The sequence below is a fragment of the uncultured Roseovarius sp. genome, from assembly GCF_913054395.1.
Taxonomy (GTDB): Bacteria; Pseudomonadota; Alphaproteobacteria; order Rhodobacterales; family Rhodobacteraceae; genus Roseovarius.
Genome location: NZ_CAJXIP010000092.1, coordinates 1 through 13,866, shown reverse-complemented (window position 1 = coordinate 13,866; position 13,866 = coordinate 1). Strand labels below are relative to the sequence as shown.

Annotated in this window: 13 protein-coding genes; 5 read left to right on the top strand and 8 right to left on the bottom strand. The window is 58.3% G+C overall.

Going from position 1 to position 13,866, the window contains the following annotated elements:
- From QZ522_RS19090 to QZ522_RS12805, 5 genes are all read right to left on the bottom strand, one after another.
- On the bottom strand, nucleotides 1-101 hold a 101-nt coding region (locus tag QZ522_RS19090; protein WP_365353716.1), incomplete at its 3' end, for an FAD-dependent oxidoreductase.
- An 8-nt stretch (nucleotides 102-109) separates the two neighbouring features.
- Nucleotides 110-997: a phosphotransferase gene (locus QZ522_RS12820; protein ID WP_294612089.1), complete on the bottom strand. Its 888-nt coding sequence runs from the start codon at nucleotides 995-997 to the stop codon at nucleotides 110-112.
- Nucleotides 994-3,003 (bottom strand): ABC transporter permease subunit, encoded by a 2,010-nt coding sequence (locus QZ522_RS12815; RefSeq protein WP_294612086.1) that lies wholly within the window; start codon nucleotides 3,001-3,003, stop codon nucleotides 994-996. Before QZ522_RS12815 ends, QZ522_RS12820 begins: the two co-directional genes overlap by 4 nt.
- Nucleotides 3,000-4,031, bottom strand: coding sequence for a betaine/proline/choline family ABC transporter ATP-binding protein (locus QZ522_RS12810; RefSeq protein ID WP_294612084.1), 1,032 nt, complete (start codon nucleotides 4,029-4,031; stop codon nucleotides 3,000-3,002). Before QZ522_RS12810 ends, QZ522_RS12815 begins: the two co-directional genes overlap by 4 nt.
- A 111-nt stretch (nucleotides 4,032-4,142) precedes the next feature.
- Nucleotides 4,143-5,087: an ABC transporter substrate-binding protein gene (locus QZ522_RS12805; protein ID WP_294612081.1), complete on the bottom strand. Its 945-nt coding sequence runs from the start codon at nucleotides 5,085-5,087 to the stop codon at nucleotides 4,143-4,145.
- Between the two features lie 201 nt (nucleotides 5,088-5,288).
- Here QZ522_RS12805 and QZ522_RS12800 point away from each other — a divergent pair, with 201 nt between their 5' ends.
- Together QZ522_RS12800 and QZ522_RS12795 are read left to right on the top strand one after the other, a co-directional pair.
- Nucleotides 5,289-6,095 (top strand): DeoR/GlpR family DNA-binding transcription regulator, encoded by an 807-nt coding sequence (locus QZ522_RS12800; RefSeq protein ID WP_294612078.1) that lies wholly within the window; start codon nucleotides 5,289-5,291, stop codon nucleotides 6,093-6,095.
- Between the two features lie 15 nt (nucleotides 6,096-6,110).
- Nucleotides 6,111-6,890, top strand: a complete 780-nt coding sequence (locus tag QZ522_RS12795; protein WP_294612075.1) for an inositol monophosphatase family protein — start codon at nucleotides 6,111-6,113, stop codon at nucleotides 6,888-6,890.
- A gap of 49 nt (nucleotides 6,891-6,939) precedes the next feature.
- On the opposite strand, the gene QZ522_RS12790 is transcribed toward QZ522_RS12795, so the two are convergent.
- A complete protein-coding gene (locus tag QZ522_RS12790) occupies nucleotides 6,940-7,872 on the bottom strand; it encodes a choline kinase family protein (protein ID WP_294612072.1) in 933 nt (310 codons plus the stop codon).
- Nucleotides 7,873-7,899: 27 nt separating this feature from the next.
- Complete coding sequence (locus QZ522_RS12785) at nucleotides 7,900-10,323, bottom strand: FAD-dependent oxidoreductase (protein ID WP_294612068.1); 2,424 nt, start codon at nucleotides 10,321-10,323, stop codon at nucleotides 7,900-7,902.
- Nucleotides 10,324-10,478: 155 nt separating this feature from the next.
- On the opposite strand from QZ522_RS12785, the gene QZ522_RS12780 reads away from it, so the two are divergent.
- On the top strand, nucleotides 10,479-11,258 hold the full coding sequence (locus QZ522_RS12780; RefSeq protein WP_294612065.1) for a DeoR/GlpR family DNA-binding transcription regulator: 780 nt from the start codon (nucleotides 10,479-10,481) through the stop codon (nucleotides 11,256-11,258).
- A 230-nt stretch (nucleotides 11,259-11,488) separates the two neighbouring features.
- Here the strand turns inward: QZ522_RS12780 and QZ522_RS12775 are convergent, their stop codons facing one another.
- Nucleotides 11,489-12,382 (bottom strand): LysR family transcriptional regulator, encoded by an 894-nt coding sequence (locus QZ522_RS12775; protein WP_294612062.1) that lies wholly within the window; start codon nucleotides 12,380-12,382, stop codon nucleotides 11,489-11,491.
- A gap of 80 nt (nucleotides 12,383-12,462) precedes the next feature.
- Here QZ522_RS12775 and QZ522_RS12770 point away from each other — a divergent pair, with 80 nt between their 5' ends.
- Both QZ522_RS12770 and QZ522_RS12765 read left to right on the top strand, forming a co-directional pair.
- Nucleotides 12,463-13,641, top strand: a complete 1,179-nt coding sequence (locus QZ522_RS12770; RefSeq protein WP_294612060.1) for a CoA transferase — start codon at nucleotides 12,463-12,465, stop codon at nucleotides 13,639-13,641.
- Nucleotides 13,638-13,866, top strand: a 229-nt coding sequence (locus QZ522_RS12765; RefSeq protein WP_294612057.1) for an acyl-CoA dehydrogenase family protein, incomplete at its 3' end; no start/stop codon positions are given. The genes QZ522_RS12770 and QZ522_RS12765, both read left to right, overlap by 4 nt.

The following is a 13,866-nucleotide window of genomic DNA, read 5'->3' as shown; positions in this document are numbered from 1 at the left end:
ACATCGGTCCACCCCATCTTGGCAAGATGGTAAGCGGTCGAGCATCCTACGATACCCCCACCTATGATAACCGCTTTGGCGCTTGTCGGAAATGTGCTCATTTTGATCCTCATATGGATTGGATATCGGAAAGGGCCGTTTGGAAACGCGACAGGTTCTTTTCCGTGTAGTCAGCGTATTCGAAGTCGATTTCCGAGTGGATTTCTGAAACCATGCTCCACATCGTCTCCCGCAGGAGCGATGCGCATTTCATGGCGCGATAGCGGTTTTCGAGCTCATCAGTGAGCTGCGTCTCGAAATAGCTCTCCAGAAGCCAGCGCTCCTGTTCCGGGCTCAGTTCATTGTTCGAGGCAAGGCCCGCCAGATCGAAAAGGGGCGAGTTGAAGCCGCCATATTCCCAGTCGAGCAGCCATAGCCGATAGCCGTCGTCGAGGAAATTTGCCGCCAGAAGGTCATTGTGGCCGAGAACAATATCTACCGGCCCGACGGCGCGTTCCAGCGTTTCGGCGGTTTTCAGGAGGTCATCAAGTCTTGGCACGTGGCGCGAGTTGTCCGCGCGCAGCGTTGCAGCGTAGTCGCGCAAGACATGAAAAACCCAGAATGTCAGAACCGGGCCGCGCAGGTGCAACGGCGCCTCGCGATGGCATTTTTTTAGTAGCGGCAGGATACGGGCCAGCATCGCATCGCTTCGCACGCCTGCCTCATCAAGCGTAGTACCCTCAACAAATTCCAGCACCAGAATACCGGGCTCGGTGTAGTGGATGGCCGGGGCAATGCCGATTGCCTGGGCGGCCCGATGCACCGCCTGTTCGTTGAAACGCATGACCTGGTGCAGCGGAATGTCTTGCCCGACCCGCACCACGAAGCGGCGACCCGCGTCGCTGAGCGCAACGTTGAAATTAGTGATCCCGCCCCCCAGAAGCTCAGCCTTTTCCGGCGCCGTCCAGATCGCAAGTGAAGTTGCCCGATCCAGCGCGGCCTGTTCTGCAGTTTTCATCTTTCCAACCCCAAGTTTCTACGCACTCGATTCGCGGCCGCCGACAGGATACGGTCGGCAATGATGGCGATGAAGGCGATGGCAAACCCCGCAACGATCCCCTGCCCGGAATTGGCCTTGGTAAGCGCGATATAGACTTCCTGGCCAAGGTCGCGTGTTCCGACAAGCGCGGTGATCACCAGCATCGACAAGGCAAGCATGATGGTCTGGTTCAGCCCCAGCAGCAGCTCCGGAATGGCCATTGGCAGCTTTATGCGCCACAAAACCTGCCGTGGTGTACAACCAGAGACGAGACCGGCCTCGATCAGTTGCTGGTCGATATTGCGGATGCCATGTGCGGCATAGCGCACCGCCGGGGCCAAAGCGTACAGCACCACGGCGATCATGGCAGAGAAATCCCCCACCCTGAACAGCATCACCACCGGGATCAGATAGACGAAGCTGGGAAGCGTTTGCAGCGTATCTATCAGCGAGCCGATAACCCGGTTGGCTTTGTCGTTCTGAGCGGCGAGGATGCCCATAGGAATACCGATAGCAGAGGCGATCAGAACCGAAACCCCGCAAAGGTAGACCGTAATCATAGCCTTGTCCCAAAGCCCGACCATGGCGATCAACGCGGTCAGTGTGCCAGTCAGCATCGCCAGCCCAATGCCGCCCATGCGCCAGCCGATCAGCACCATGACCACGATGCCCCAAACCCAGGGGATTCCGGTGAAGAAGTTCTTGATGGGCAGCAGCAGATAGGTCAGAAACACCGTCTTGACCGCTTCGAACGTATCGAAAAAATGCACGTTCATGTACCCCATCAAGCCCGACCAGAATGTCCCGGTTGAGACGGTCGCAGCCTCTGGATAAGTCTGAACAATTGCCGACTGGCCGCCCAGAAGGTAGGTACAGATCGCCACCAAGAGCACTGTCGCAAACCACGGATGCCGACCAATCAGGTTTCGATCCGGATTCACCGGGTGTGTGTCGACCGACCGGCTGGCGAAGGCCTGGCTCAGCCTGTCAAGCGCAATGGCCATGACGACGATGGCAAGGCCGGCCTCAATCCCTCCGCCGATGTCTAGTCGCCGAAGGGCCCCCAGCACGTCGAAGCCAAGCCCCCCTGCCCCGATCATCGACGCGATGATGACCATGTTAAGCGTCAGCATGATGACTTGGTTCACACCCACCATCAGCGTTGGCGCGGCCGCCGGCACGATCACCTTCCACATCATTTGCCACCGCGTGCAGCCAACCATGACCCCCACGTCTCTGATCTCCGACGGCACGCCCTTCAGGGCCACGATGGTAACCCGGACCATCGGCGGCATGGCATAGATGACGGTTGCCACCAGCGCGGCAACCGGCCCGAAACCGAACAGAAAAAGGATCGGCACAAGATAGGCAAAGACCGGTACGGTCTGCATCAAATCGAGTATCGGGCGCAGCAGGGTCTCGAAAAGCGGCACACGATAGGCAAGAATACCAAGCAGTAGCCCGCCCAGCGAGCCGATCGGTACGGCGATAAGTACCGACGCCAAGGTGACCATGGCGCTTTGCCACTGTCCGAAAACCGCAAGATACAGGAAACAGCCGCCAACAAGCGCCGCAAGTTTCCAGTCCCGGGCATAATGCGCTATTGCCGTCAGGGTAACGATGACCGCGATCCAGCTCAAGGACGGGGCAATTTCGACCGCCTGGTTGCCGAGCCCGACCGAAAAACCGTCGATCAGCAGGTCGCGCATGAAAACATAGGGAAACTCGATCAGCGCCGCGATGAAGCGTGTGAGCTCGCGAAAGGTAAAGATGCCAAAGGTCGCGTCCTCCACCAGCCATTGCATGAAATGGCTGATCAGGGACTCAGCCTTAAAAAGATATGCACTGGGATATTTTATGATCCAGCGCGCATCGAGCGCCTTGTAAAGGTCCCAGGAATAGTGGGAAAGCGCCCAGGTTATGAAGAAGAGCGTCAGCCAGAACCAGCCGCTTCGACCGGGAAGAAGATGTTGGAGCCGTTTCATGAAGCCAGCTTCCGGCCGATAAGGACGTCGATGACAGCCTGACGACCGATCGAACCGATCGCGGTGCCATCCTCATCCACCACGGCATGTGGCAGTGCACTGGCCTCGATCCGGTCCGCGACCGCCTCGACCCGTAGATGAGCCTGCAACTCCCCCGCCGTCTCGCCGACAGGCGCGCCGGGTGTCATCACGCTGCGCAGCGACAGAACCTTGGAGCGCGGAATATGGCGGGTGAATTCCTCGACATAGTCGGTCGCAGGGTTCAGAACCAATTCCTCCGGTGTGGCCACTTGTACCACCTCTCCGTCTTTCATGACGGCAATATGGTCGGCCAGCCGGATTGCCTCGTCGAAATCGTGCGTAATGAAGACGATCGTCTTGTGCAGCATGCCCTGGAGCCGCAGGAACTCATCCTGCATTTCACGGCGGATAAGCGGATCGAGCGCCGAGAAGGGCTCATCGAGGAACCAGAGATCGGGCTCGACAGCAAGCGAGCGGGCGATGCCCACGCGCTGTTGCTGCCCCCCCGAGAGTTGGCGTGGATAATAACCTTCACGCCCTTTGAGGCCCACGAGTTCTATCACCTCCCGCGCCCGCGCTTCGCGCTCCGCCCGCGGCATGCCCTGCACCTCGAGCGGGAAAGCCGCGTTCTGGAGAACGGTCAGATGTGGAAGCAGCGCGAAATGCTGGAACACCATGCCCATTTTCCGGCGACGGATCTCGATCATCTCCTTATCGGTCATCGACAGAAGGTTCCGTCCCTCAAAGAGGACCTCGCCCCCCGTGGGCTCGATCAGACGGGAAAGGCAACGCACGAGCGTGGACTTGCCCGAGCCCGAAAGCCCCATGATTACAAAGATCTCGCCCTGCCGGATTTGAACGCTGGCGTCGCGGACGGCACCGACCAGCCCGTGTGCCCGTATGTCCTCTGCGGTCAGCTTTCCGTTCTTGCGCGCAAAGGTATCCTTGGCATGCACGCCGTAGAGCTTCCAGACACCCCGGCAGTCAAGTAAGATCGGTTTTTCCATGTCATCCTCGGGAACTGCTGCGCCTTCCGGGCACGAAGCCCGCTCAAGCGGAAACAAATTGTCGGGGGTCAAGGGCGGCGACGCGTGCGCCGCCCCGGAATCGTCACGCAGTCAATCAGCGATCCAGGCGGACCAGGTGTCCTTGTTGGCTGCTAGCCACGCATCGCTGACCTCGTCAACGGATTTGCCGTTGAGATCGACTTCACCGACCATTGCGCCCATGTCTTCGTTGCTGATCGTAAAGGCCTCGACGGCCTTGGCAGCTCCGGGCCATGTCTCTTCCAGCCCGGCCCACGCGACTTTCCAGATCGGGCCTGTCGGCTTGCCACAGTCATAGGCCAAGCTCGGATTGCCGCCCCAGGATGGGTCTTCGTAGCATTCCGTCGTGTAGGCCGGGAACTTCACGAAGCTGCCCTCGTACTTGGTCGGCGCCCAGTGCGGTGAATAGATCCAGAGAACGATGGGCGCCTTGCGCTGATAGGCGCTCTCCAACTCGGCAAAGAGCGCAGCGTCGGTGCCGGCGTGCACAACTTCGAAATCCATCTCAAGCGCTTCGATACGCTCTTCGTCAAAGCCACCCCAAGTGACCGGGCCGCCCAGATATCGGCCCATCGAGCCGGTTTCGGGCGTCGAGAACTCTCGAGAGCAATCATTGAGCGCTTTCCAGTCAGGCAGCCCCGGACAGACCTCTTCCATATAGGAAGGGTACCACCATTCTTCGATCGCCTTCATGCCTGTCTCGCCCATGTTGACGACGTTCCCGGTCGCGGTAGCCTCGTCCATCGCCTCGCGCCCGGTGGTTTCCCAGATTTCCATGGCCACATGAAGGTCGCCGCTTTTGAGGCCCGCGAACTGCGCTATATAGTCAGCCTGAACGTATTCGACGTTATAGCCCGCTTCAGCGAGCACCTTGCCCATGATTGTCGTTGTCAGAAGTTGGCCACTCCAGTCATGCAAGGTCAACTTGATTGGCTCCTGCGATTCCGCATCAGCAAAAGCCGCACCGGTCACGCCCAATCCGACAAGTGTTGCGGCTACAAATTTCCTTATATGCATTTTCATTATCCCTGCTGTTTTTTTGTTCTGCGCCCGAATGCCGTAACCGGCCGTCGATTCGCCCTATTGCACCCCTGAAGTTCCAACGGATTCCAACATAAATCAACATTTTATTTCATTATTGTGGTTTTAATAGTGGCACTTTGTTCGTTTATGTGGTTATTTGCAGCAAAATGCTCAAAAGGCACTCCAGAAACCCACATGCCAAACGCCCCCACCTCATTCACGCCGGAAATCAAAACGCCGGCACTGTCATCACGCGGAGCTGAGATCATCGAGCTGGTCGCTCGGGCTGGCGGAAGTATGCGCATCCAGTCAATCGCCGAGGCGCTGGAAGTGTCCGAGGAGACCATACGGCGTAATGTGCGCCGCCTGTCCGACGAGGGGCTGGTCCAGAAGGTGCATGGCGGCGTCCTGCTGCAACACGGATCAACCGAACTGAGTTTTACTCAGCGGATGGCGGAAAACCCTGCCCCGAAACAACGCATCGCCGCGCATGTGGCCGCGCTCATCGGCAACGGCTCCTCACTATTTCTGGATATCGGCTCGACGACTGCCTTCATTGCGAAGGCGCTAATGGGACATCAAGAACTGCTGGTCGTGACGAACTCGGTAGCGGTCGCCCATAGCCTCGCCGCGCGCAACAACAACCGTGTTTTCATGCCCGGCGGCGAGCTGCGGAGCCACGACGGGGGCATCTTCGGTGCGCAGGTGCTGGAATTCGTAGGACAGTTCCGAACCGACTTCGCGGTGCTTTCTGCAGCGGCGATCAATGCACAAACCGGGTTCATGCTCTTTGACATGGATGAGGCCGTCTATTCCCGTGCCATCATGGAAAACTCAAAGACACGTATCCTGGCCGCCGACAGCTCCAAGTTCGGTCGCGCAGCGCCGATCGCCATCGGCGCGCCGTCAGCCGTGGACCTACTGATCACCAACGCCCCGCCTCCCGAAGATATCCAGAGTGCCGCCCGGATATGGGGCACGGAAATCGTCGTTGCGGGCTGATTTGAAAGACAGACCATGCCAACTCTGACCGACCTGCGTGCCCGTCTGGGCAGGGCCCTGGAGATCACCGAAACCGCAAGCCGGATCTCGCTTGCCCATTTCAATGGTGCGCTTGAGATTGCCACAAAGGACGATGCCAGCCCCGTCACTATTGCGGATCAGGAAACCGAACGGTCAATCCGCGACGCATTGCACAAAGCCTATCCCGACGATGGGATTTTCGGTGAGGAATACGGCACTGAGGGTCTTGAGAAAGAGGCCGTCTGGGTCGTTGATCCTATCGACGGCACCCGCTCATTCATCGCAGGTGTACCGCTGTTCGGCATGCTGCTCGCGATGACGCAGGGACAAAAGCCGCTTCTGGGCATTTGCCGCCTGCCGGCCCTCGGCCAAGTCTACGCCGCAGCAAAGGGCATGGGGACCACCCGGAATGGCACCAGCATCGACACGTCCGATTGCAGGACAATCGACGACGCGATGCTTTTCATCAACGAGGGCGAGAAGATCTATGCTGACGCACCGGCGGTGTTCGACCGGCTCATGCAGGCCGGGCGCCTCCGGCGTCTGTCATATGACTGCCAGCCTCACGCGCTGGTGGCTGCGGGTCAGATCGACGCGGTCGTCGACTATGATCTGAAACCTTATGACTTTCTTGCCATGGTCCCCATCGTCGAAGAGGCCAACGGCGTGATCACCGATTGGCAGGGAAAGCCACTCGACTTCCTGTCTGACGGTCGGGTCGTGAGTGCCGCCACGCCGGAACTCCACACCGAGTTGCTTGCTTTGCTGAAATAAAAAGACGGGCGTATGGGATCATCCACACGCCCGCAAGTCGGAGAGATACTCAGCCTCGGCGCACGGCCGCGACATGGTCGGCAAAGGCCGGGTCCGTCATCAGTGCTTTGCAACGCTCAAACCGGTTGATGGAATAGGCCCAGAAATCTTCCGCCGGATTGTCATCTGCGTGCTGGATCAGCCCCCAGAGTGTCCAAAGCAGGTCGCACATGGCCTTGTAGATAACCGTTCGCCCAACCTGTTCGTCGGTGGGTGCCTTGCCAAAATAAGCGGTCAGCATCTCAATATCCTGCGCGGCCGTAAGCCCTGCCTCGACCGAGAGGTCGCCAAGATCCCACAGCGGGTCGTTCATCCCGGAATATTCAAAATCGACGATCCACATACGGTCGCCATCGTCGAGGAAGTTTTCGCACAATGGATCGCAATGGCTTGGCACAAGCGCGCCGGGTTTGTCGGCAAGAAGAGTCTTGATCGGCTGCGCCTCGGCGACCACTCTGGCGTAACCCTCGGGCAGCTCCGTATCCTTGGTGGATAGCACCTTCAGGTAGTCGTCGATCATCGAAAACAGTTCAAATCGGAACTTGAAGGGCTCGTTTGCATCGTGCAGCCGACGCAGTGCGACACCCGCACGGGCGGGCGCGCCGGATCTTGACCGAAACTGGTCCGGCGTCATCGTGACGATATTCTCGACACAATCGCAAACAAGGTTCCCGGAGGCCGCATCGCCCCAAAGCACGCTGGGCGCAACCCCGGTCCTGGCCGCAACCTTTGTGTTATGGATTTCGACCGCCCGGTCGATATATTCCTCGGTGCCTTCGCCCGGAATACGCACGATCACGCTGCGCGCCGCTGTGTCGACGCGGTAAACGAGGTTCGTCAACCCGCCCAGTCTCTGAACGCTCACGGTCTCCGGCTTGACATCCGCAAAGCCCTCGACCCTTCGCAGAACGTTCAGCACCCTTTCGATGTTATCCTCTGTCAATCTTCACTACCCCTCTGTTTTTCCCTTTCAGGCCTTCAGCCGGTCATTGGCTGGATCATAGAGCGGCCCGTCTACCCGGCGGATTGGATGGCGTTCGCCGAACACCTCCAGTTCGAAATCGCTCTCCCCGCCCAGCGCCTTGGGCAGATATCCGAGGATGATCGTCTTGCCGACCGTATTACCGTAGCCCGCGCTGGAGGCCAGCGACACCACTTCATTCCCGCGCAGGATGGTCTCGCCGCCCGTGATGGGCAGCTTGTCATCGCAGGTGAAGGTGCAAAGCCGCCGCTCGGTTCCGTTCGTTTTCTGCTGTTCCAGCACGGCGCGGCCAATGTAGTCGCCCTTGCTTTTCAAGTGGACACGGAACCCCAGCCCGGCCTCGACCGGCGTGTAATCCGGCGTGATGTCGGCGCTCCAGTAAAGATAGCCCTTTTCCAGCCGCAGGGACTCGATCGCGCGATAGCCGACGTCATGGATGTCATGTGCCCGCCCGGCATCCCACAGGCAATCGTAGACATGCCGCGCGAATTCGGTCGCCACATGGAGTTCCCACCCCAGTTCACCGACATACCCGATACGCACCGCTTGCACATGGGCTGCGCCTACGATGATGTCTTTCGCGGTCCCAAAGGGAAAAGCTTCATTTGACAGATCTGCCTCACTAACCGCCTGAAGCACATCGCGCGCCTTCGGACCACAGATGTTGATCACGGCCTTGGCCGAGGTCATGTCGATCAGGTGCACCGTGTCATCCTTTGGCATGGCCCGGCGAATCCAGTCACTGTCATGCACACCAAACCCGGATCCGGTGACGATATAAAACCGATCCTTGCCCAAGCGCGTAATGGTCAGATCAGCCTCGATCCCGCCCGTCTCGTTGCAGAGCTGGGTATAGATGACACTCCCCACGGGCTTGTCCATGTTGGACACAGCCAAGCGCTGTAGCAGCTCCAGCGCCCCCGGCCCGATCAGTTCGAACTTGGCAAAGCTCGACTGGTCGATCAACGCAACGCCCTCGCGCACAGCCTTGTGTTCTTGCGCCGCGTATTGTTTCCAGCCGGGGTTGATGAAATCAAGCTGATCAACCGGCTCGACGCCTTCCGGCGCGAACCAGAGTGGGCGCTCCCACCCATTTTTCGAGCCGTAAACGGCGCCATGGTCCTTCAACCGATCATAAAGCGGGCTCAGGCGCAGATTGCGAGCAGTTTGCGCCTCCTGTCCAGGATAGCGCATCTTGTAGTGATGCGCATAATGCTCAACCGCACGCGGATACATGAAGGCGCGTGTGGAGTGGTGCGGGCTGAACCGGCGCACATCAAGCGGCCACAGATCGAGACTGGGGTGACCTTCGACAATCCATTCCGCGATCATCTCGCCGGCACCGCCCCCGGCCGCGATGCCATAAAGGAAGCCCGTCGACAGCATCAGGTTGTCCAGCTCCGGTGCCCAACCCATGACAAAATCGCCATCAGCTGAATAAGGAATCGGGCCGTTGATGACCTGACGGATACCCACTTCATTGACGACCGGAGTGACCTCGCCTGCCATTTCCGCCAACGGCGCGAAACGGTCAAGGTTATCCGGCAGCAATTGCCGTACGAACTCGCCGGGGATGCCCTTGTCGCCAAAGGGCATTGTCCCCTCTTCATAGCCGCCAATGACCAGCCGCCCGCCCGCATCAGGCTTGTAATAAACCAGCCGCTCAGGGTCGCGCAACGTGGGAAGACCTTTCACCAATTCCGGATTCGGCAGCGGTTCCGTTACAATATACTGGTGCTCGACAGCGCAAGCCGGCACAGTAACGCCCAGCTTCGCTGCAAGCTCGCGGCTCCACATGCCCGCGGCAAGGATGATGTTCTCAGCCTCATAGTCACCCTCGGTTGTCATGACCCTCGTGATACGCCGACCGGTGATCTCGAAATCCGTGACTTTCACGTGCTGCCGGATTTGCACACCACGCTTGCGCGCCCCGGCGGCGATCGCCTGACACAGGCTTGCAGGGTCAACATGGCCGTCAGACGGGATGAAAGCAGCGCCCTCGATGCCTTTTGCATCTATGTACGGGAAAAGTTCCTTCGCATCCGCCGGCGTGATAATTTCCATATCAAGCCCGAAACTGCGCGCCATCGTCGCCAGCCGCTTGGCTTCCAGCAGGCGTTCGCGCGTGGCGGCAAGCCGCAGACTTCCGACTTTCTTCCAGTCGAAGGCCATTCCGGTTTCCGCTTCAAGTGCATCGTACATCGCGACCGAGCGCTTTAGCATCCTTGTCGTATTACGCGACGAGCGCAATTGCCCTACCAACCCAGCCGCGTGCCAGGTTGCACCTTCAGTAAGGGACGCCTTCTCAAGAAGCACGATGTCCGTCTCGCCGGATTTGGCCAGATGATAGGCAACGGAGCAGCCGATGATTCCGCCCCCGATGATAAGGTGTTTCGCCGCGTGCGTCGTCATGCCATTCGACCCTTCTGTGACATTGCGTTTTTTGAAATACACATCTTATTTCAACATAACTCAACATATTTATCCATTAAATGTTGTTTTATGTTGTTTTAAAGGGTCAAATTTCGCTCAGAATTTCTCAAAAACCCGCATATACTAAGGGAATCATGTCAAAGCACGAGCACAACATTTTAAGTACAGTGAACCTGCGCGGTACGGTTTCGGTCGCGGAACTGGCACGTATCCTTGACGTCTCGGATCAGACGATTCGGCGCATCGTCAAGCCTCTGGTGGAGCGCGGCGAAGTGCGCAAGGTTCACGGCGCCCTAGTCAGTACGCAGAAAGTGACCGACCCACCTTTTCTTGCGCGCATGAATGAAAATCGCTCCGAAAAAGTCGCGATAGCGAACGCGGTGGCCGCGATGGTGGACGACGGCGGCTCGGTCATGATCGACACGGGCTCAACCTCCGCCTTCGTCGCACAGGCGCTTGAGGCAAAGCAGAACCTCACAGTGGTAACGAACTCGGCCTACATTGCGAGCCAGCTCGCGTTAATAGAGGGAAACCGTGTCTTTATGGCCGGCACTCAGCTACGTAACCATGACGGCGCCGCCTTCGATCGCGCGGCCTTTGAAGTCATTAGCAGCGTATCGGTGGAACTTGCCATTCTCTCCGCATCGTCAGTTCATCCTCTTCGCGGCTTCCTCGCGTATGACCAATGTGAAGTCGACATAGCGAAAGCTATGATGGAGGCCTCCGCCAGGACGGTGATGGCTGTGGACCACACGAAATTCAACAAAGAGGGCGGGAATGCCTCACTACGTCTGCCCGAGCTGGGATCTCAAGACGTCGTCGTTTGCGACAGACGTCCTGACCAAGCGTTCGATGATTTGTTGGCCGCACAAAATTTCATCGGGGCAAATGGGCTTAAAAAAAGTAACCCATAGACCTAACCTTGCCGCTGTCAGGCTAATTCAAACCAGCCTCCAAACACTCGGCGGAACTTTCCCTTATGCCGCAACACGTTGACGCCACTCTGCCAGGGTAGCGCGCAGGTGCCATGTCATTTGCCCGACACCGAAGAACGAGGTTTCCAGAAACGGCTCGTCAAAGATCAGCAAACTGAAAATAGTAACTTATGTCAGTGTCCGAATTTCGGGAGACGCTCAATGCCGGATCATGCCATAAAGCTGCTCACCACATGCTCTCGAAATGCTGCTACCAGCGATGTCATATGAGGATGCGGCGATCTGGCCAATGCAATGCGGTGGGGCACAAGCCGGTCAGCCAGTTCAAGCCGAATGACCGGTTGACCATCGCAGGCGGTGTCCTGCGCAATATCAGTAGCCAGCAGCCCCACCCCCATGTGATTGGCAACCATGGAGCGCAACATTTCGACTGAGCCTGTTTCGTGCGCGATACGCGGGCGGATGCCATTCACCTGTGCCAGCGTCAGAAAATAGTCGCGACTGTGCGGCAGGCTCATCAGGATCAATGGATCGGCAAGCAGTTCCGCAAGCCCCACCCTGCCGCGCCCGGCCAGAGGGTGGGCACGCGCCACCAGCCCATAGGGGCGCACATCGGCAAGTGGCACGATCTCAAGCGATGATGGCAGTCCGAACTCGTAAATCAACGCCAGGTCGATCCGGCCACTCTCCAGCCAGCGCGACAACTGATCAAGATCACCTTCGTGCAGCTTAATCTGTGCCTCAGGCGAAATTTCAAGAAACCCGTTGACCAAAGCGGGCGCATAACGCGGACCCAAGGTTGAAAAAACGCCAAGGTTAAGCGTCTCGGTTCCGTTGTCCTTGTGGTCAAGGGTCGATTGCGCCTGCGCGCGAAGGTTGCGCATGGCGCCCAACTTGCGCAGCCCGAAAGCTGTGGGCGAAATGCCCTGTCCAACACTGCGCACAAAAAGCGGGCGACCAAAGTGATCTTCCACTTTGGAAATCGCCAGGGACACCGAGGGTTGTGACACGTTCAACGCCCGCGCGGCGGCGGCGGTGCTGCCCGTGTCCGCAGCCGCGATCACATAATCAATCTGGCGCAGGCTGATTGGTATAGCTTTCATTAATTCATCTATCAGGATTCTATATTTTTATTAATATCACAGCTGTGGCTATGCTCAACCGGTCAATACCGGAGGATGGCATGTCGCCCCATCAACACCCCACCCAAGCATCTCGGCCTTTAAGTGGCGTGCGTATGCTTGATTTTACCCGCGTTCTTGCAGGCCCCTATTGCACGGCAATGATGGCTGATCTTGGCGCTGATGTGATCAAGGTCGAAGCCGCCCAAGGTGACGATTACCGCCATATAGGCCCATTCAAAGATGGCGAAAGCCTGCTGTTTCAGGCCATCAACCGTGGCAAGCGATCAATCACGCTGGACCTGAAGTCGCCGGATGCGATTGCCGTGGTGAAGGGCCTTCTGGCCGATTGCGACGTGTTGATCGAGAATTTCCGTCCGGGCGTGATGGATAAGCTTGGACTGGGCTATGATGCGTTGCAGCAAATGTTTCCGCGTCTCGTCTATGTTTCGGTCAGCGGTTTCGGACAAACCGGGCCAAACACTAAAAACCCCGCTTATGACATCATAATTCAAGCCATGAGCGGACTGATGGATGCGACCGGTGAACCCGAGGCCCCTCCCACAATGGTAGGGGAGGCGTTGGGTGACGTGGCGGGCGGTCTATTTGCCGCTTGGGGTACGATGGTTGCCCTGTTTGATCGCCACCGCACGGGGCAAGGCCGCCATGTAGATGTAGCATTGTTTGACGGGCTGGTCTCGATGATGCCAATCCTCGCCTGTCGTACCCTTATGGGCGGTGATGCCCCCATCCGCACCGGGAATCGCCATCCGTTGTCCGCTCCCTTTGGGACCTATCCGGCGGCGGACGGACATTTCGCGCTGGCGGTTCTGAATGACAGGTTGTTCACAAGGTTCTGCGAGGTGATCGGTCAGCCCGAACTGGTACAGGACGAGCGCTTTACCAGCGATCCGCTGCGACGCAAGAATGAACCGGCCCTGGCCGACTATATTGACCAATGGGCCGGTAAGCGGCCGGTGGATGACGTGGTAGAACGGCTTACCGCCGCTGGCATCCCCACATCAGGCATTCAATCCGTGACGCAGGCCTGGGCCTCGCCGCAAGCGACAGAGCGCGGGCTGGCATCCACGGTCACGCACCCTGATCTGGGAATTCTGAACGTGCCTGAACAACCGGTCCACTTCAGCGGTGTTGCGCGCGGCGGGCGCAAGGCGGCCCCGGCCCTGAATGCGGATGCCGAAGACATTTTGAACTCGCTGAACAAGGAGCAAGGGGCATGAATTATCCCATGAGCGACGATGAACGCGCACTGGTTGCACAAATCGAGCGGTTCTCACACGAAGTGCTGGCCCCGAAAGCGGCACAGATTGACGAAGAGGCGCTATTTGCCACCTGCCATCTGGATGCCATGGCCGAAATGGGCCTATTGGGCCTGAACTTGCCGGAAGAGCATGGCGGTATCGGTCTGTCCGGCCCCGCGCTTTACGCAGGAGTCGAAGCGATTG